Genomic DNA, 17,464 nt, shown 5'->3' with positions numbered 1-17,464 from the left:
GGCGTGTGCGAGCGGCCGGTCGCGACCAGCCATCCGGCGATGACCGCGGCACTGCGCTGGAAGCCAAGCGCGCAGCAGACCAGCACCGTGCCCTGCCGGCGCGCTGGTTCGATTGTTGCCACCGCCCGGTCGAGCACATCCGCCGGTGGCGGCAGGAGATCAAGCATGGGAAAGCTAATCCAGCGCCCCGACGCGTCGCGTGGCCGCACCAGCTCGGCGGCGAGATCGATCACCGTGCCGAAGCCGTCGGCTTCGGCAGCGTCAGGAAAACGCCCGAGAAAGACGCCGTCGGTGACCGTAACGACAGGCGACAGCTTGCGCGTCCATGCCCAGACATTGATCCTGGCGCCCAGCCTGTAGGGCCAGAGCAGGATGCGGCTCGCCAGCGACACGTTGCCGTCCGCCATCTTCTGGAACACCTTTGGCCCGGCCCCGGCATAGGCGAAGGCGACGATGGCCAGCGCCAGCGCCGGCCACAAAAAGACAAGCGCGACCGGCGAAAGGAGGGCGCCGATGGATGCTCCGGCCAGCGCCAGAGCGGCACCCAGCGCGTAGTAGAGCAAAAGCCGCCGCGCCTTGCCGTCGGTAGTCAGGCGGAAGCCTGCAAATGGCAGCTCGCCCTTGGCCGGAAAGAGCCAAAGCGCAAAGAAGCCGAGCAGCGCGCCGGTCGGGATGTCGATGAAATGGTGCTGCCAGGTTGTCAGCACCGAGGCGCCGATCAGGAAGCACCAGGCATGCCACAGCGGCAGGAATATCCCGCCGAGGCGCAGGCGCCAGTGATCCCAGATGATCACCAAAAGCGCGATGTGCAATGATGGCGCCTGGTTGAACGGCTTGTCGAAGCCGCCGAGCACGGCAAACAGGAAACCCGGCAGGCCGCTCGTTGCCGGCCGCACGAAGGTGGCGGTCAGCGGAAACAGGATGAAGCAGGTGACTGCGACGACCTGCGCCGTGAGGTAGCGACCGGCCAGCCGGTCGACGCCCCGCCTGCTGTCGTTGAGCAGAAGCGAGAGGCCATAGAACAGGTTGATCGACCAGTAGGGCACGATCGTCCAGGCGACGAACGGTATCGCGTGCTCCCAGGAGAACACGATGCTGCCGACATGCGATCGCGTCGATGCGAGCCAGTTGGCGAAGCCGTAGGTCGAATAGAAGAACGGCGCCAGCAATGCGAGCCAAAGCGCTGCCCGGACCACGATCCGGCCATAGGGTTCGGCTGCTGGGCTGGCTGAAAGTGGCGGGGGCTCGGCACCGGTCGGCATGCGTGGACGGTTCCTAAAGCCGCCTGGCAAGCGAGACGGTGAAGATGCCCCATTGGTCGATGCGCTGGTCAAGCTTTTCGAAGCCGGCCGCCTCGACCAGCTGGTCCATCTCGCCTTGAGTGCGCCGCCGCATCACCCACGCCTGGCCGCCGCGATGCGAGGTCAGGCTGCGCGCGATCATCTCGAGCTGCGGATGCCAGGGCTGGTTGGTGTAGATCAGCAGGCTGCCGGGCTGCATGGCGCGGGCAAGGCCGCCAAGCGAGCGCGCGATCAGCGCGTTGTCGGAGAAGAGCTCGTAGAGGCCTGAGACGATGGCGAGGTCCGGCGCGGGATCCAGTGCGGCGAGCCCCTCGCCGTCGAAGGCGTCGGCGCGTTGGAACGAGACGCTCGCCGGGAGTTGGCGTTCGGCGATCAGCTTGCGTCCGAGCTCGACATTGAGGTCGGAATAGTCCCGCAGGCGCACGCTGGCCGGCTGTTCGGCGCTCTTGGCGATCGTATCGAGCACATAGCGGCCGTGGCCGGCGGCGATGTCGAGGATATGACCGGGCCGTCCGGCGGCCTTCAGCGTTGCCAGCGCCGAGCCGATCAGCTCTTGGAGGTTGAGCTTGCGCTGGCGGATGCCGCGCCAGCCGATGGCGTCGAGGAAAGTCCGGTCGACCATGCGGCCGATCGGCCCGAGCCCGCGCGGCTCGTCTTCATAGACATAGTCCAGCGTCGAACCGGAATCGAAGCCGGTGCCGACGCCGATCTTCATGCCTTGCGAGAACCAGCTGCCGATGCGGATGAAGGCGCGGCTCATCGCCCAGTAGAGGCCCTTGGGCGACAGAAGATCGAGCGGCGAGGCGAGCCGATCAGCCTCGTCGCGCGTGTAGCTGGCGATGTCCGCCTTCTTCAGATCGACAGCTTCGGTCGGCGAAGCGAACTGCCCTTCCAGGAAGGGCCGGATCAGGTCGAGCGCCTTGGCGCGCTCGCGCTCGCCCAGTGTGTCGTGGAAGAAGCCCGGCAGCACATGCCGCTCCTTAATGCGGCTGCCGAGATTGACGAAGAACTCGTGCTGCGGCGCGTGCCGCACCACCCAGTCGCTGCCGGACAGAAGAAGCTGCGTCGGCACGGTGATGGCACGGGCATCGGAAACGATGCGCGCCGCATGCTGGTAGAGCTCGACCAGGATATGCGAGGCGATTGGCCGAGTGATCAGCTTGTCGTTCTCGAACGAAGCGATGCGCTCCGGGTCATGGGTGAGGAGGTTCGCCTTGACATAGGAATTGACGAAGAAGCGCCCGTTGATCTTCTGCCACAACGCAATGCCTTCCTTGGCGAATGGGACATAGAGCTTGACCGAGAAGGCGGGCGAGGCGAGCACCATGGCGCGCAGTTTCGGCGCATAGTCATGCACCCACGCGGCCGCAAGCACCGCGCCGAAGGACTGCGCGATGAGCGCAATGTCCTGCACGGCAATGCCGTCTCTTGCGGTGATCTCGCGCATGAAGCAATCGATGTCGCGGACCAGAGCCGCGAAGGAGGGAGCATAGCCGCGCTCACCTTCGGAGCGGCCGTTGCCGCGCGCGTCCCAGGCATAGAAGGCATGGTCGGGCATGCGCAGTTCGTCGACGAGATGCGCCATGCGGCCGCCATGCTCGTGCCCGCGATGGAAAAGCACGACCGCGCCCTTGGCCTTGGCCGAAACCGCTGGCCAGAAGCGGTAGAAGATCTCCGTGCCGTCATGGCTGCGGAAGGTGCGTTCCTGCGCTTGCCGCGCAAGGCTTTCCGCCGGCGCGCTGGCGACCTGTTCGTGAAGCATGGTGGTTCCCTCAGGCGGCATGGCGCCTCGATGCTCAGCCGGTGCTGCCAATAAGACCGGCGCGTATCCGGTTTATGGCGGTCAGCAGCGAAAGCGTAGCCATGGCCGGAAACACAAACGGCGCGATTGCCGCCGGCCACAGCCCGGCGGCGGTGAGCACGGCGACCACGCCGAGCGCCAGCGCCCTGTCGCTCTTGCCGAACGGTCCGGCGTAGTTGCGTCCGATGCCTGCGGCGATGCCGAGCACGCCGGCGAATTCGGTGAGCACCGCGGCGATGGCGAAGGCGACGACACCCCAGGCGCCAAACTGCGGGAAGGCCCCAAATGGCAGGATCAGCGCGAGGTCCGAGACGACGTCGCAGATCTCGTTCAGATACATGCCGAGCGTTGAGGCCTGTCCATGCTCCCGCGCCAGCATGCCGTCCATGGCGTTGAGCGCCATGCGCACGAAAAGCACGACGGGAATGAGAAGAAGAACTATGCGCCAGCCCGGCAGCAGCGCGATTGCCGTTCCGGCGGCAATGGACAGCAAGGCGGCAAGGATCGTTATGCCATTGGCCGTGATGCCCATTGTCGCCAGCCTCTCGACCAGCGGCCGTAGCCTGTCCTGGAAGGCCGGCTTGAGCGCATAGAGCGTCGGCATTGCGTTGATCCCCCGATCCACGCTTCTCCCTGTATCATGAAGATGCCGAATGGCACCAGCATGCGCCAAAAACACAGTGAATTTCAGACGGTTGACGCCTTGCTATGAACGCATCGCCTCAAACCTTCGCCGCAGCCGGTATTGCAGCTTGATCAGGTGCCCGATCGGCGAATGGATGACTGGCCTTGTGCATTGCCGGAATGAGCAGCAGGCAGAAGCCCTCAAGGCGGAGCTTGGTGCTCGACTGGCAGCATGCGGGCTCGATCCGCTTCACGTCGATCAGCGTGACGCCGCCGCCGTCCGACAGCGTGTGCAGGCCCTTGTCGAAGCCGTCGAGCCAGCCCTCCGGCGACAGCCGCTTGACGATGCCGGCCGAAAATTCGTCCGGCGTCAGGCGCTCGATGCGCAACAGGTTGATGGCGCTGCCGTAGCTTGTGGTGCAGTCCTGTGTCGGAAAATGGAGTTGCCCATCAGCGGTCGCCGTGGAAAAGGCCGAACGGATCGGCGATGAAGCGGAACGATCCCTGCGGCGGCAGCCAGACGATGCGGCCCTTGTCCAAACTTTGCGGGGCGAGCGCGTTGCCGATCGGTTCGGGCACAATGCCTACCTGCCAGATGTCGACCATGGATTCGCCCCTGCCGCGCCGAATCTATGCAGCAAACCGTGCCGTCCGCAAACCCGGTATGCGGCAGGCCGCTCGAAGCATGCTTTGCCTGAGGCTCGCCTTCAGTGTCCAAGCAACCATGAACCCCTCGCATGGCTGCCATGCGATTTGCCGGCGTCTGGAACAACGCATTTCGCTTGAATAGTAAGCACGCTTATTATATATGCCGCTCATGGTTTCAGATGGCATCGACAGATTGGGATTTTTGATCCACGACGTGCAGCGCCTGATGCGCAAGCGTTTCGAGGCGCGCGCCAGTGGATTGGGCCTCTCCTCGGCGCAATGGCGGCTTCTCGTCCGCGTCGCCAAGGAGGCGGGCGTGGCCCAGGCGCGGCTCGCCGAACTCCTCGAGATCGAGCCGATCAGCGTCTCGCGCCTGGTCGACAGGATGGAGGAGGGCGGCTGGATCGAGCGTCGCTCCGACGCAGCCGACCGCCGCGTGCGCATGATCTTCCCGACCGAGAAGGCAAACGCGGCCTATGCCGACGTCAAGAGCCTTGCCGGCGAGGTCTACGAGGAATCGCTTGCCGGCGTGTCGCCGGAGGATCGCCGCGTCCTGATCCGAACGCTGGACACGATCGTGCAGAATTTGACGGACGGCGAAGCGTCGTCCCTGGAAAAGATGAAGAATACGGAAGGCGCAGCAAAATGAACGCGGCAGCCAAGATAGAAGACAACGTCACCAAGCTGGAGATGGAGGCGTCGGCTCAGCCGGTCGCCGAAGCCCCGGCGCAGCCGGCAACCGCCCCGGTTTCCGTGGCGCCTGTGCCGCAGCAGGCGCCGGCGCCGAAGAAGAAGCGCCGCCTCGGCCGCCTCCTGTTGATGGTCGCCCTGCCGCTTGCCCTGCTTGCCGGCGGCGCCTATGTCTGGGTCACCGGCGGGCGCTATCAGGAGACCGAGAACGCCAACCTGCAGCAGGCCAGGATTTCGATCGCCTCGGATACGGCCGGCCGCATCGTGAAGGTCGGCATTGCCGACAACCAGACGGTCAAGGCGGGCGACCTTCTCTTCGTCATCGACCCGGAGCCTTACAGAATTGCGCTGGCCCAGGCCGACGCGGCTGTGGCCGCCGCGCGCCTCAACGTCGAGCAGCTGCGCGCCGCCTACAGCCAGGCGATGGCGCAGGAAAAATCGGCCAAGAGCGAGGTCGACTACGCGCAGTCGCAATATGACCGCGCCGCCGATCTCGCCCAGAAGGGCATCAACGCCAAGTCGTCGCTGGACGAGGCCCGCAACGACCTCGACAAGGCCAAGCAGCAGCTTGCGGTCGCCGAGCAGGGCATCCTCAGCGCCAAGGCTGCCCTTGGCGGCAACCCGGACATCGAGACCGACAAGCATCCGACGGTGATGTCGGCGATCGCCGCGCGCGACAAGGCCGCCTACGACCTCGCGCAGACCACGGTGAAGGCGCCGGCCGACGGCATCGTCTACCAGGCTTCGTCCTTCAAGCTCGGCCAGTATGTCGCCGTCGGCACGCCGCTGTTCGCGCTGGTCGAGACCGGCGACACCTGGATCGACGCCAATTTCAAGGAGACCCAGCTTACCCATATGAAGCCGGGCCAGAAGGCCGAGATCGTGGTCGACACCTATCCGGGCAAGACCTTCGAGGCGACCGTCAAGGCGATCGGCGCCGGCACCGGTGCCGAGTTCTCGCTGCTGCCCGCTCAGAACGCCACCGGCAACTGGGTTAAGGTCACCCAGCGCATCCCCGTGCGCCTGGAACTGACCGACCCCGACGCCAAGATGGCGCTGCGCACCGGCATGAGCGCGACGGTCACCGTCGACACTGGCGTGGCGCGCGGCCTGCCGTCGATCTTCGGTCACGCCACGGCCGGCGAGCACGCGCAGTAGCGACGCGCTTTAGAAACAAGGAGTTGGAGCAGGGGATTGGTTTGATGGGAGGAGTGGGAAAGCCGGGCGTTTTGAGACAAGCCGCTTTGCGGCTTTGATCGAAGCCGAAGCTTTCGGCACGGACCCGTCGGTCCTCAGGTTTCCGCTCGAATAGAGACCTTCGGTCGATGTAACCCCCACATCGATAGTCGCGTCCCACCGCGATGAGGGTCTCTAAACGGAAGGCCTCGCCGCCCGGAAACCCAATGTACACGTTTTTGTTACCTGCTGGAAGTTCAGCGCCATGAGCATGCCCGAACCCTTCAAGGAAGTGCCGCACCGCGGCCTGATCACGGTCGCGCTGATGCTGGCGACGATCATGCAGGCGCTCGACACCACGATCGCCAATGTCGCGCTGCCGACCATGACCGGCGACCTCGGCGCCTCGCCCGACAACATCAACTGGGTGCTGACCTCCTACATCGTGGCCGCGGCGATCATGACGCCGGTCACCGGTTGGCTTGCCGACCGGCTCGGCCGCAAGGAGCTGTTCCTGGCCTCGGTCGTCGGCTTCACCATCTTCTCCATGCTCTGCGGACTGGCCTGGAGCCTGGAGACGATGGTGCTCTTCCGCCTGCTGCAGGGCGTGTTCGGCGCAGCCATCGTGCCGCTGTCGCAGACCTTCCTGCTCGACATCAATCCGAGAGAGCGCCATGGCCAGGCGATGGCCATCTGGGGCGCCGGCATCATGCTGGGGCCGATCCTCGGGCCGACGCTCGGCGGCTGGCTGACCGAGAATTTCAACTGGCGCTGGGTGTTCTTCATCAACCTGCCGGTCGGCATCCTCGCCTTCCTCGGCATGGCCGTCTATCTGCCTGTCGTCGCCAAGCGCGTGCGCAGCTTCGATTTCTTCGGCTTCGCCATGATCTCGCTCGGCGTCGGCGCGCTGCAGCTGATGCTCGACCGCGGCGGCGAGGTCGACTGGTTCTCCTCGACCGAGATCTGGATCGAGCTCGCGCTGTCGATCACCGGCTTCTGGGTGTTCATCATTCACACGGTGACGTCCGAACGTCCCTTCATCGACCCAAAAATCTTCCTCGACCGCAATTTCGTGACCGGCCTGGGCTTCATCTTCGTCATGGGCGTGCTGATCCTGGCCTCGATGTCGCTGTTGCCGCCGATGCTTGCCAATATCTTCGGCTACCCGACCGTCACCATCGGCGTCGTGCTGGGACCGCGCGGCATCGGCACGATGATTTCGATGCTGTTCGTCGGCCGCATCATGCACAGGATCGATGCCAGGATCCTCGTCGCCATCGGCTTCCTGCTTACCGCGCAGTCGCTCTACACGATGGCGAGCTTCACGCCGCAGATGGACAATTGGCTGATTATCTCTTCGGGCGTCATCCAGGGCCTCGGCATGGGCATGGTGTTCGTGCCGCTGTCGGCGGTTGCCTTCGCCACGCTCGACGTGCGCTACCGCACGGACGCCACCTCGCTGTTCAGCCTGGTGCGCAATCTCGGCTCGTCGATCGGCGTGTCGGTGGTTGCGGCACTCATGGTGCAGAACACGCAGATCAACCATGGCGAGTTGTCGGCCTTCATCAACCCGTACAATCCCAATCTGTGGGCGGCCTCGCCGGCTGCGGCCGCCGGCGATCCCGCCGCGCTTTCGCAGGTCGACAGGCTGGTGAATGTCCAGGCGATGATGATCTCCTACATCAACGACTTCAAAATCCTGATGGTGATGACGCTGCTTGCCGTTCCGTTCGTGGTCCTGCTGCGCAAGCCGAAGGCCGCGCCCGCGGGCGGCGCGCCCGCGGCGCACATGGATTGACGTTTCGCGGCGGTCCTCTAGCAGTCGGATTCAGGCGGCGTGCTTGGCGATGATCGCGGGGTCAAAGTGTCCGCTAAAATCTCAGGTATCGGAGGGCCCAACTTCCCGGTAACGGACAATCCGGTCATTGAGGGACATCCGGTACCTCCAACGCCGGGTGCTGCCTGAAGGCGTAACAGTGACCCTATCCAGCCGTTGCAAGCACGCTGCCGGAAGGCCTTGAACGGGTGGAAAATCGCCGTACTGCGCGCCTGTCGGAAACCACGTGATTGCGGAGGGACGTCGCCTGGCCTATGCGCTGAGGCTGGCTCACTCTAGCGTCCGCCCGTTGAATGGAATCGCTACGAAGCTTACGGGCGGACGCGGGCCGCCGCGCTTGAGCACCTTGATCATGGCCTCAAACCCATTGAATCGTTACAGGGCGCGGTCGTCGAGCGAATTTTTCGGCAGCCTATTGATGTGCGACTTGGGACGCTACCGATATCAGTTCCTCGGGTTTCGGCGCCCTGAACGTTTGGAGACCAACCTCCAGAACTTCAGTGAAGCTCCAGCGCACGATGCCCTCCCGGTCGATTAGGAACTGACCGACAAGCTGCCCCTGGCCGGAAGCCATCATCTGCTGATCGGCTTCCGTAATCTCATATCCTTCCTTCTTGTTGAGAAACTCGTTCATTGCCATCACGTCCATAGGTTCTGGCAACTCGCCCGGAAGGTCAATCCGTATCGCCGTGACCGTGTCCATCCCGACCTCGCGCAAGCCGAAAGCACGATGCGAGGCCCGCTCCGGGTCGGACGCGGCGAGAAGGTGGGGCATCGGGTGGTAGCGGAAATAGAGCCGTGCCCGTTCTACCGGCGTATTGACCACTGCTAGGCATTCGACGCCTTTCTCACGCAGAGCCGGATTGAGTTGCGCCATGGCCGCGACGTGACGGCGGCAGAACGGACAGTGCAGACCGCGAAACAAACCGATCAACAACGGGCTACGGCCTCGAAAATCATTGAGCGCAATCTTGCCTTCGCGCGAGATAGCATCGAGCACTATATTGGGCGCTGGGTCGCCCGGCTGCAGTGGGCGGTCAACACTACACATGGACATGGACAAACTCCTCGCCCAAGCTCAGTCGGCAAAAGGCAGCAACACTACATTTCGGGTTGGGCCCGTGCTGGGCGCAAACTCCCGCGCCAGAGCAAACAGCGTTCGGCCTCTGCCATATTGCCGAGGTCAAGATTGCAAGCCCATCATAGCACGAAAAAGCATCTGCGGCTCACGCGTATCGCGAGCCGTCTCGGGCGCCGCGGCAAACAGTGGCGCGTCTCATCCGTGCCATGGGACGACCACAGCGGCGAGACCGACAGGATCTTTCAGATGCGTTCTAACGGTGCTCAACGTCTTGAAACTTGGGCGGCTTCGATGTGACCGGAGCCAATGTGGCGAATGAATTTCACTCGGTAGCACTCCCGAATTGTTGTTCTGAAGGTCAGGTTCCGAAGCTTGTTTTTTGACGCTGAAGTCTGCGGCGACTAGGGTCGTCAACGGATCGTATCACGACACTTGCGAGGCTTTTCCAAGGATAACGAGGGGCATCCCAACAGGCTAGTCATCATCGAATTCAAGAAGCCTGGCGCCGACATCTTCGACAACAACAAGGCGCTCCTACAGTGCCGCCTCTATGCCAGCGAGCTCGTCGACCGGATCGAGACGGTGCGGGAAGTGTTCGCCTTCTCGGTCGTCGAGATCGATGACGAATTCTATAAAGACATGAAGCGTACCGGGTTCAAGGACGTGTTCTCGCTAAGCGAACGGGTGGTCTATGACGACTTCGCCATCGGCACAGACGACGATATTCCGCTGCACCTCTATGTAATGCCGGCCGCCTCGCTTATTACCGACGCCAAGGCGCGCAACCGAGTTTTCGAGGAGGTGCTGCGGTTCAACATGGCCCAGGCCTCGTCGGCGGTCGTGGTCCCTGCGCCGGATCCTGTGCCAGCCGAATAATCGCGCGGCGGCTTTTAGTATCTTCCTCTAAGACGTTGGATGGCTGAGATGAGGCGCGAAGCAGTCGGTCACGTCGGCTGTCCCAACGTCCGCTTGCATCACTTGACCACCGAAAGCCGACGGGCAGGAAACCGCCCCACTCCAGTCATTTAGATATAACTAATGTCTGGCGGGTCCTTCTGGCTGATGGCGGAGCCGCCCGCAGGCGGCGGCTCTTCGGTCTCAACGACCCAGCACCAGAGCCCAGTAACGCAGGCTGGGGTCGCGGCCGTCGCGCACATAGGCCAGCCCGAAGCGGCCGAAATCCGGGTCGAGCATGTTGCGGCGGTGGCCGTCGGAATGCATCCAGATGTCGAACAGTTTTTGCTGGTCGAAGCGGCCCTCGGCGATGTTCTCGCCCGCAGCGCCGCGCACCCCGTTACCCTTCATGCGCGAGGCGAAATCCTTGCCCCAGCCCGTGGTGTGGCTCATACGGGCGCGCGAGGCCATGTAGCCGGCCTGCTGGAGTGCGGCCTGTTCGAGCTGCGCATCCGGGACCAGCGCCGGCAGTCCGGCTGACGTCCGGATCGTGCTCAACGTGGTGGCGGCGGAGGACGACACGCCTGAGCCTTCGCCGGTCGGCAATGATACGGTGCTGCAGGCCGCGATGCCGGCAAGCGCCGCAAGGCCGACGGCCTTGAGCAATATGCGTCTGTCGAGAATGAGGGATTCGGTGGTCAGGCTGGTCATCCGGCCTCTGATACCGGCGATCATGGCTTTTGCCGGGCAGGCGATGAAAATCGCGTAAAGCGGCGACAACTCCCGGAAGATCGGCTATCATCGCCGCGTTCTTGAAAGTGGCAGCCACGGGCGGCCACCCAGGCGGTGACCGCGGAATACGGAGGACGGTTATGGCTGGTTTTCATGTCATGGCGGACGCGCGAGGGATGCATGTGCAGCCCACGGTGCGCCATATCACCACGTCGGATCTGTGGGATGCGTTGCGGCTCGGCGCCGAGGATTTCTGGGCCAAGCCTTCGCACTATGTGTTCCTGTGCCTGATCTATCCGATCGTCGGCCTGATCCTGACGCGGTGGAGCTCCGGCTCCAACGCCATCCAACTCGTCTATCCGCTGATGTCGGGCTTCGCGCTGATAGGCCCGTTCGCAGCCATCGGCCTCTATGAGATCAGCCGCCGGCGCGAGCTCGGCATGAGCAGTCGCTGGCACCATGCGCTCGACGTGCGCCATTCGCCGGCGCTGCCCTCGATCGCGGTGATCGGCGTCCTGCTCTTCGCGCTCTTCCTTTTGTGGCTGTTCACCGCGCAGACGATCTACACCAGCCTGTTCGGCGCCGAGCCGCCGGCATCGGTCGGCGCCTTCCTGCGCGACGTGCTGACGACCGGCAGAGGCTGGACGCTGATCCTGCTCGGCAACGCTGCGGGCTTCGTCTTTGCGGTCGTGGTGCTTGCCACTACCGTGGTTGCGTTCCCGCTGCTGCTCGACCGCGATGTCGGCGCCGTATCGGCGATCGAGACTTCGGCGCGCGCGGTGATGGCCAACCCGCTGCAGATGGCGCTCTGGGGCCTGACCGTCGCCGTGCTTCTGGTGATCGGCTCGATCCCGCTGTTTGCCGGCCTTGCCGTCGTCGTGCCTGTCCTCGGCCATTCGACCTGGCATCTCTATCGCAAGGTGATCGAGCCGGAGCAGATCCGACCGGTCCGTCGGCCGATGTAGGGGGGCCTCGCCAGCTACCTTTGGGCTTCGGTCGCCATCTTCAGGGCGAGCGCCGTCAGTACCGTGCCCATCATCCAGCGCTGGACGACCAGCCAGAACGGCCGTCCGGCAAGGAAGGTGGCGATCGAGCCTGCCGTCACGGCGATGATGGCGTTGACGGTGAGGCTGATCGAGATCTGCGTCACGCCGAGCACCAGAAGCTGCGACAGGACATGGCCCTTCGCCGGGTTGATGAACTGTGGCAGCAGCGAGAGATAAAGCACCGCCACTTTCGGGTTGAGCAGGTTGGTCATCAGCCCCATGACGAACAGCTTGCGCGGCCTGTCCTTCGGCAGCTCGCGCACCTGGAACGGCGAGCGGCCGCCTGGCCTCAGCGCCTGCCAGGCAAGCCACAGCAGGTAAAGCGCGCCGCCAATGCGCAGCGCGTCATAGGCGTAAGGCACCGCGAAAATGAGCGCCGTGATGCCGAAAGCGGCCGACAGCACATAGAACAGGAAGCCCAGCGCCACGCCGCCCAGCGAGATCAGCCCCGCCTTCGGCCCTTGCGACAGCGAGCGCGAGATCAGGTAGATCATGTTCGGCCCGGGTGTGAGCACCATGCCGAGGCAGATCAGCGCGAAGGTCAGATGGTTGGCGGCGTCGGGCACGGCTTTGATCTCCAGCGCCTGCGGCATGGACGGTCCGATGCCGGCGAGCATCCGACATGTGCCTTGTGCCGCGAACGCGCGCAAGGGCTTGCCGGCGTCGGCCGTTGCGCCAGAGCGGGCGGATGCCGCGGGTGGCGCTGCGCAGCCCCGAACGGAGGCTGTCGTCTCCGGGCGTTGGTAGCCTTTTACTCACCGACGACCGAGGTCGCCGGACGAGGCGAGGTTATCGGATCGGCATGACGAAGGACGATCTTCCACGCGCCTTCCTCCCGCCGAAATATAGTGGTGGTTCGAAGTGTAATCGGCACCAGCTTGTCGCTGCCGCCGACCTTGGATCGGACCCTCTCAATCTCAATGATGTAACCCAAATCCGTCGTTGCGTACTCGGAAATGCGCTCAAAGCCGATAACCTCGCCGTCCCGATAGTTGGTAGCGGCGCGGTCCATCGTTTCGGCAGCTTTCTTCCATCCTTTGGCCGGCGGGCCGAACGGATTGGCGATGACGACGTCATCCCGTTGTGAGTAGAGACTCTTCAAAGGCTCGGGATCGCCCTTGACGAAGGCATCCACGGCTAAATGATCCTGCTCGATGAGTTTCGCGAGGTCGGCCAACATCTCAGCATCCTCAGATGATAGGGAAAGAGGATACTATCTGAAAACCAGCCCCCGATCCTGCCTTTTCACGCTGGGCGCGCCAGCAATCGTTTATGTGCCTCACCCAACAACCCGCAAATTCGACAGCTCGTTCGCGATTTCCTTGAAATTGTCGGACAGCGTCGCGCCGGTCGCGTTCCAGAACAGCTTGGCGGGCTTGCTAGGGTCGGTCGGATCCTTGCGGAAGCGGGAGTCGGACGAGCAGGTCTTCAGCGCGTCCATCGCCTTCTTGTCGCCGGCGTCGGTCGAGGACATGTCGAGCGCAACCGTGATCCGCTCGTGGCTGGTGACGACCTTCATGTCCCGGTAGAGCGAGAAGCGGCTCAGCACCTGGCTTTCCTCGTCGCCCCAGCCGGTGCCCTTCTTGTACCAGATGCCGTTGATCTTGTCGGCGTATCTGTCCGAAGCGTTGAGCGTCGACCAGTCGAAATTCTCGTCGGCGATCGGCGACAGCCCGTAGACGTCCATCCAGGAGGCGTTGTCGTTGTCCGGCCCGACATTGACCGACGCGGCGAAGGGCACGAGGCTGAACTGGACCGGCTTGTCGATCTGCTTGATCTGCGCCGCCTGCTGGGCGAGGGTGTCGACGAGCTGTTTGGCGGCCTGCTTGAGCAGGTCGATGCGCTTCTGCCCAGTGCCGGATCCCTTCGTCGACATCGACCCCGAATTGTCGAGCACCATCGCCACTTCCAGCGTGTTCTTCAGCCGCACCTGCGAGCACGGTCCGAGCGTGATCGGCTTGTTCGCATCACCTTCGGACGTGCCGTTGAGCAGAGCCGCCGCCGGGTAGAAATAGGGGTGGTAGTTGAGCGTCGCGCACAAGGTCACCAGGCCGCCGCCGGCCTGGCTGCTGGGCAGCGTCACGTCGAGCGAGATCGTCGCCGGGTCGATGGTGTTGAGGTTGGCGTTGAAGAAGTCGACCGCATAGGCCTTGATCTGGTCGTCGGTGGCGCCTTCCGCCAACCGCCTCGCGGCGGCAAAATTCGCGGCGTCGAGCGCATTCAGCACCATCTGCTTCTGGCGGTTGAGCTCGGTGAAATCGACGGCGATTGCCAAGGCGCCCGTCAGCGGCACCATGGCGATCACCGTCACGAGGGCATAATTGCCGCGCCGGTCGCGGCAAAATCGAAGCCAGAATTCGCGCATCTGTCGTAAGCGGCTCCTCTTTCGAATCAACCGACGATGCGCAGGTTCGACAATTCGTTGCCGATTTCCCTGAAGTCGTCCGACAGCGTGGCGCCGGTCGAGTTCCAGAACAGCTTCGCCGGTTTGCTTGGGTCGGTCGGGTCCCTGCGGGAGTGCGAGTCGGAAGAGCAGGCCTTCAGCGCATTCATCTGGGCCTTTTCGGCCGTATTGCTCGCATCGAGATCGAGTGCGATGGTCAAGACAATGACGCCGGCCGTCTTTGCATTATCGCAAAGCGTAGCGAAATGCTCGTTCATGGCCTTGGTATAATTGGCACTCGAATAGTCCGTCTTGCTGACGCTGCTGCTGGTGCCGAGGAACGGGCGGCCATAGCTGTAGGTCGTGTTGTACGGCTTCGCATAAGCCAAGGCCGAATAGGTAGATTTGGCGCCGGCCAGGTCGTTGGCTCCAAGCGAATTTGGTGTGTAGTAGGTGTTGGCGCCGTCCGTCAGGACGATCAGGATCTTGTCATTGCCCCTTTCACTTTCGGGCCTGCCTTCGGTAAACGGGGACGCACTGGAAAGGGTCCTCCAGCCCCAGGCCATGCCTTCCGGCACGTTGGTGGCGCCGCTGGCGGCCATAGCGTCGATGGCTGTCTTGACGGACGTGGCGGCCGCTAAGGTCGATACGTCGGTGAGCGGTGTGATCGCAGTAGTGCTGCAACTTGTATTCGGCCCGGCGTTCATCCCGTAGGCGGGGGTGACAGCGGTACCCGGAGTGAAATATTTCGGCATGTAGCACTGCCGTTCTGCGTCGGTGTCTGTCGACCCATCGAGATGCCAATTGCTGTAAGCGGGACGCGAAAAGCTGTCGATGTTGTCGGTTTCGTCTGGGGCAAACATCGGCACGAACAATGTCGCAGGGATAGCCGTGGAAGCGGCGGTGTCCTGGATATTGTAGGGATACGGCCGGGATTCAACGCACCCGCCCCAACTCGCTATACTGGCATAGTTTGGCGTCGTGGTCGTCGTGCAAACCTTGTTGTTGCCTTTGCCCGTACATGTCGTGTTGGAGGTGATCGACGCCACACGCTGCATCTGTTTGTAGAGCGAAGTGCGCGTCAGTGGCTGGTCCTTTTGGGTCGCATCCCACCCGCTGCCACGCGCGTACCAAGCGCTGCCGACCGGTTGCACATATTTGCTCGATCCCCACGGCGACGCCGCCTGGCTCATCGTCGTCCAGTCGAAATTTTCGTGATGGATGGGCGAGATTCCCGTCGTGTCCATCCAACTTGCGTATTCATTCCCGGTTCCGACATTGACCGAGGCGGCGAACGGGACGAGGCTGAACTGGACCGGCTTGGCTACTTGTCTCATCAGTTGCGCCTGGCCGGCCAACTGGTCGACAAGCTGCTTGGCAGCGCTTTTCAGCAAATCGAATCGCACCTTGTTCGAGCCATGGCCGAGCTCGGTCATGGACCCGGAATTGTCGAGAACTAGCGCCACCTCGAGCGTGTTCCTGAGCCGGATTTCCGACCTCGCCGAGAAATTGACTACCGGGTCCCCCGTCGTCCCGCCAAGCAGCATCGCCGCCACCGGCACGAAATAGGGGTGGTATTTCAGGGATGCCTCCATCACCAGCGTGCCGCCGCCTGCATTGTTGTTGGGCAGGGTGACGGTCAGCGTCGTGTTGGTCGGAAGGACATGCCTGAGATTGGCCTCGAAGAACTGCTCGGCATAGGCTTTGGCATCAGTGTCGCTCGCTCCGGCAAGGATCTGCTGCGCCGCAGCAAGACCGGCCGCATCAAGCGCGTTCAGTGTCTCCTGTCTCTCTCGGATCAACTCGGTGTAGTCGACGGCAAGCGCCACGCCGCCCATCAGCGGTATCATTGTGATGACCGTCATCAGGGCATAGTTGCCCCGCCTGTCGCGGACAAATTCGCGGATCATTGCGCTTGGCCCCCGCCAAAGACCCATGGTGAGATACGACCATAGTCGTAATTGATGTGCTACCATGGTCATAAATCGTTAAATTTCAGCTTGCGCGAAACAATCAAGAACACACCGCCATTTTGACGGCGCATTAACCCTGTGCTTCCGAACGGGCGATATCGGAGCCCGCCCCGCCGGCGATGGCGAAAGCTGGTGACAGGATGGAATGCTTCGGTTATGCGGGACCGGCCGTGGCGGCCTCCGAACCAAAGGATGGCTGTCGCGGCTTTGCCTAAGATCAGCCTCGGGAAAACGGCATGGCGGATTCGCCGGACATCATCGCTTCGCTCGCCGATCTGACAGGAAGTTACGCGGCCATTCTGTGCGACGTGTGGGGTGTGGTGCACAATGGCGAATGGCACTTTCCCGTCGCCGCGGAGGCGCTCGCCCGGGCGCGCGCGGCAAAACAGCCGGTGGTGCTGATCACCAATTCGCCGCGCCGCAGCGCCGACGTCGTTGCGCAGATGAATGCGATCGGCGTTCCGGCAGATGCCTATGACCGTGTCGTCACCTCGGGCGACGTCACGCGTGACCTCATCGCCGAGGGTCCGAGGAAGATCTTCCACATCGGGCCCGAGCGGGACTTCACCCTCTATGACGGCCTGGACGTCGAGCTGGTGGAGGAGTTCGAAGCCTCCGGCATCGTCTGCACCGGGCTCTATGACGACGAGGTGGAGAAGCCGGCCGACTATGCGGAGCTGCTGCAGCGGCTGCGCGCCCGCAACCTGCCTTTCATCTGCGCCAATCCCGATATTCTGGTGGAGCGCGGCGAGCGCACCATCTGGTGCGCCGGCGCGCTCGCGCGCGACTATGCGCAGCTCGGCGGCCGCACGCTGATCGCCGGCAAGCCTTTCGCGCCGATCTACAGCCTCGCCATGAAGGAGGTCGCCGGCCTCATCGGCCACGCGGTCGAGCGCAAACAGGTTCTCGCCATCGGCGACGGCATGATGACCGACGTCAAGGGTGCCGCCGACAACGGCTTCGACGTGCTCTATGTCTCGGGCGGCATTCATGCACGCGACTATGGCGACCCGCTGCAGCCAGATCCCGAAAGGCTGGCGGGTTTTCTCGCAAAGCACGGCTATCGGCCGGTCGCCGTCATCCCGCGGCTGCAATAGGCTGGTAGCGTGGCCATGACGGGCGCCTCTGACATGACGCAAGCTTTCGAACGCATTTCGGCGGTCGCGCCGTTGCCTGCCCATCTGCGCGGCGGCGTCGTGGCGATCGGCAATTTCGACGGCGTCCACCGCGGCCATCTTTCGGTGCTGGAGCGGGCGCTGGCCGAGGCCAGCCGCCGCG

General features: G+C 63.3%; 17 protein-coding genes and 1 pseudogene. 7 read left to right on the top strand and 11 right to left on the bottom strand.

Going from position 1 to position 17,464, the window contains the following annotated elements:
• The 5 genes from DH10_RS32955 to DH10_RS32935 form a co-directional block, all read right to left on the bottom strand.
• Positions 1–1,262 (bottom strand): phosphatase PAP2/dual specificity phosphatase family protein (locus tag DH10_RS32955; RefSeq protein ID WP_192385799.1); only part of this gene is annotated, 1,262 nt, incomplete at its 3' end.
• 13 nt (positions 1,263–1,275) lie between these two features.
• Positions 1,276–3,063: a bifunctional alpha/beta hydrolase/class I SAM-dependent methyltransferase gene (locus tag DH10_RS32950; RefSeq protein ID WP_192244229.1), complete on the bottom strand. Its 1,788-nt coding sequence runs from the start codon at positions 3,061–3,063 to the stop codon at positions 1,276–1,278.
• Between the two features lie 34 nt (positions 3,064–3,097).
• On the bottom strand, positions 3,098–3,706 hold the full coding sequence (locus DH10_RS32945; RefSeq protein WP_192244227.1) for a CDP-alcohol phosphatidyltransferase family protein: 609 nt from the start codon (positions 3,704–3,706) through the stop codon (positions 3,098–3,100).
• Between the two features lie 118 nt (positions 3,707–3,824).
• Complete coding sequence (locus DH10_RS32940; RefSeq protein ID WP_192244225.1) at positions 3,825–4,115, bottom strand: hypothetical protein; 291 nt, start codon at positions 4,113–4,115, stop codon at positions 3,825–3,827.
• A gap of 61 nt (positions 4,116–4,176) precedes the next feature.
• The gene (locus DH10_RS32935; RefSeq protein WP_192244223.1) at positions 4,177–4,332 is read right to left on the bottom strand and encodes a hypothetical protein; all 156 of its coding nucleotides are present in this window, start codon (positions 4,330–4,332) and stop codon (positions 4,177–4,179) included.
• Positions 4,333–4,543: 211 nt separating this feature from the next.
• On the opposite strand from DH10_RS32935, the gene DH10_RS32930 reads away from it, so the two are divergent.
• The 3 genes from DH10_RS32930 (at position 4,544) to DH10_RS32920 (ending at position 8,038) form a co-directional block, all read left to right on the top strand.
• The gene (locus tag DH10_RS32930) at positions 4,544–5,023 is read left to right on the top strand and encodes a MarR family winged helix-turn-helix transcriptional regulator (protein ID WP_192244258.1); all 480 of its coding nucleotides are present in this window, start codon (positions 4,544–4,546) and stop codon (positions 5,021–5,023) included.
• Positions 5,020–6,222, top strand: coding sequence for an HlyD family secretion protein (locus tag DH10_RS32925; RefSeq protein WP_192244221.1), 1,203 nt, complete (start codon positions 5,020–5,022; stop codon positions 6,220–6,222). The genes DH10_RS32930 and DH10_RS32925 overlap by 4 nt, the downstream gene beginning before the upstream one ends.
• A 283-nt stretch (positions 6,223–6,505) precedes the next feature.
• On the top strand, positions 6,506–8,038 hold the full coding sequence (locus tag DH10_RS32920; protein WP_192385798.1) for a DHA2 family efflux MFS transporter permease subunit: 1,533 nt from the start codon (positions 6,506–6,508) through the stop codon (positions 8,036–8,038).
• 451 nt (positions 8,039–8,489) lie between these two features.
• On the opposite strand, the gene DH10_RS32915 is transcribed toward DH10_RS32920, so the two are convergent.
• Positions 8,490–9,134 (bottom strand): peroxiredoxin-like family protein, encoded by a 645-nt coding sequence (locus DH10_RS32915; protein WP_192244217.1) that lies wholly within the window; start codon positions 9,132–9,134, stop codon positions 8,490–8,492.
• 456 nt (positions 9,135–9,590) lie between these two features.
• Here DH10_RS32915 and DH10_RS32910 point away from each other — a divergent pair, with 456 nt between their 5' ends.
• Positions 9,591–10,034 carry a hypothetical protein gene (locus DH10_RS32910; RefSeq protein WP_192244216.1) on the top strand — a complete coding sequence of 148 codons (444 nt, stop codon included), beginning with the start codon at positions 9,591–9,593 and terminating at the stop codon, positions 10,032–10,034.
• Positions 10,035–10,256: 222 nt separating this feature from the next.
• Here DH10_RS32910 and DH10_RS32905 read toward each other — a convergent pair whose 3' ends face one another.
• Entirely contained in the window at positions 10,257–10,763 is a 507-nt protein-coding gene (locus DH10_RS32905; RefSeq protein ID WP_192244214.1) for a CAP domain-containing protein, read from the bottom strand.
• 161 nt (positions 10,764–10,924) lie between these two features.
• On the opposite strand from DH10_RS32905, the gene DH10_RS32900 reads away from it, so the two are divergent.
• Positions 10,925–11,749 (top strand): DUF2189 domain-containing protein, encoded by an 825-nt coding sequence (locus DH10_RS32900; RefSeq protein WP_192244212.1) that lies wholly within the window; start codon positions 10,925–10,927, stop codon positions 11,747–11,749.
• A 14-nt stretch (positions 11,750–11,763) separates the two neighbouring features.
• Here DH10_RS32900 and DH10_RS32895 read toward each other — a convergent pair whose 3' ends face one another.
• From DH10_RS32895 to DH10_RS32880, 4 genes and pseudogenes are all read right to left on the bottom strand, one after another.
• Positions 11,764–12,396: a LysE family translocator gene (locus tag DH10_RS32895; protein ID WP_192244256.1), complete on the bottom strand. Its 633-nt coding sequence runs from the start codon at positions 12,394–12,396 to the stop codon at positions 11,764–11,766.
• A 185-nt stretch (positions 12,397–12,581) separates the two neighbouring features.
• Complete coding sequence (locus tag DH10_RS32890; protein ID WP_192244210.1) at positions 12,582–13,010, bottom strand: YybH family protein; 429 nt, start codon at positions 13,008–13,010, stop codon at positions 12,582–12,584.
• Positions 13,011–13,319: 309 nt separating this feature from the next.
• Positions 13,320–14,195: pseudogene (locus DH10_RS32885) on the bottom strand (TadE/TadG family type IV pilus assembly protein); the annotation flags it as partial.
• 26 nt (positions 14,196–14,221) lie between these two features.
• Positions 14,222–16,123, bottom strand: coding sequence for a TadE/TadG family type IV pilus assembly protein (locus tag DH10_RS32880; RefSeq protein ID WP_192385797.1), 1,902 nt, complete (start codon positions 16,121–16,123; stop codon positions 14,222–14,224).
• Between the two features lie 299 nt (positions 16,124–16,422).
• Between DH10_RS32880 and DH10_RS32875 the strand changes: the two genes are divergently transcribed.
• Positions 16,423–17,283 (top strand): TIGR01459 family HAD-type hydrolase, encoded by an 861-nt coding sequence (locus tag DH10_RS32875; protein WP_192244204.1) that lies wholly within the window; start codon positions 16,423–16,425, stop codon positions 17,281–17,283.
• A 33-nt stretch (positions 17,284–17,316) separates the two neighbouring features.
• Positions 17,317–17,464 (top strand): adenylyltransferase/cytidyltransferase family protein (locus DH10_RS32870; RefSeq protein ID WP_192385796.1); only part of this gene is annotated, 148 nt, incomplete at its 3' end.

Origin of the sequence: Mesorhizobium silamurunense, assembly GCF_014843825.1 — a bacterium.
GTDB lineage: Bacteria > Pseudomonadota > Alphaproteobacteria > Rhizobiales > Rhizobiaceae > Mesorhizobium > Mesorhizobium silamurunense.
This window is presented reverse-complemented; position numbering and strand designations above follow the sequence as displayed.

Excerpts from the sequence above, each read along its gene's own strand:
- DH10_RS32945 (WP_192244227.1), bottom strand. The coding sequence starts at position 3,706 with ATGCCGACGCTCTATGCGCTCAAGCCGGCCTTCCAGGACAGGCTACGG.
- DH10_RS32900 (WP_192244212.1), top strand. The coding sequence starts at position 10,925 with ATGGCTGGTTTTCATGTCATGGCGGACGCGCGAGGGATGCATGTGCAG.
- DH10_RS32875 (WP_192244204.1), top strand. The coding sequence starts at position 16,423 with ATGGCGGATTCGCCGGACATCATCGCTTCGCTCGCCGATCTGACAGGA.
- DH10_RS32930 (WP_192244258.1), top strand. The coding sequence starts at position 4,544 with ATGGTTTCAGATGGCATCGACAGATTGGGATTTTTGATCCACGACGTG.
- DH10_RS32880 (WP_192385797.1), bottom strand. The coding sequence starts at position 16,123 with ATGATCCGCGAATTTGTCCGCGACAGGCGGGGCAACTATGCCCTGATG.
- DH10_RS32935 (WP_192244223.1), bottom strand. The coding sequence starts at position 4,332 with ATGGTCGACATCTGGCAGGTAGGCATTGTGCCCGAACCGATCGGCAAC.
- DH10_RS32920 (WP_192385798.1), top strand. The coding sequence starts at position 6,506 with ATGAGCATGCCCGAACCCTTCAAGGAAGTGCCGCACCGCGGCCTGATC.
- DH10_RS32915 (WP_192244217.1), bottom strand. The coding sequence starts at position 9,134 with ATGTCCATGTGTAGTGTTGACCGCCCACTGCAGCCGGGCGACCCAGCG.
- DH10_RS32905 (WP_192244214.1), bottom strand. The coding sequence starts at position 10,763 with ATGACCAGCCTGACCACCGAATCCCTCATTCTCGACAGACGCATATTG.
- DH10_RS32925 (WP_192244221.1), top strand. The coding sequence starts at position 5,020 with ATGAACGCGGCAGCCAAGATAGAAGACAACGTCACCAAGCTGGAGATG.
- DH10_RS32890 (WP_192244210.1), bottom strand. The coding sequence starts at position 13,010 with ATGTTGGCCGACCTCGCGAAACTCATCGAGCAGGATCATTTAGCCGTG.
- DH10_RS32950 (WP_192244229.1), bottom strand. The coding sequence starts at position 3,063 with ATGCTTCACGAACAGGTCGCCAGCGCGCCGGCGGAAAGCCTTGCGCGG.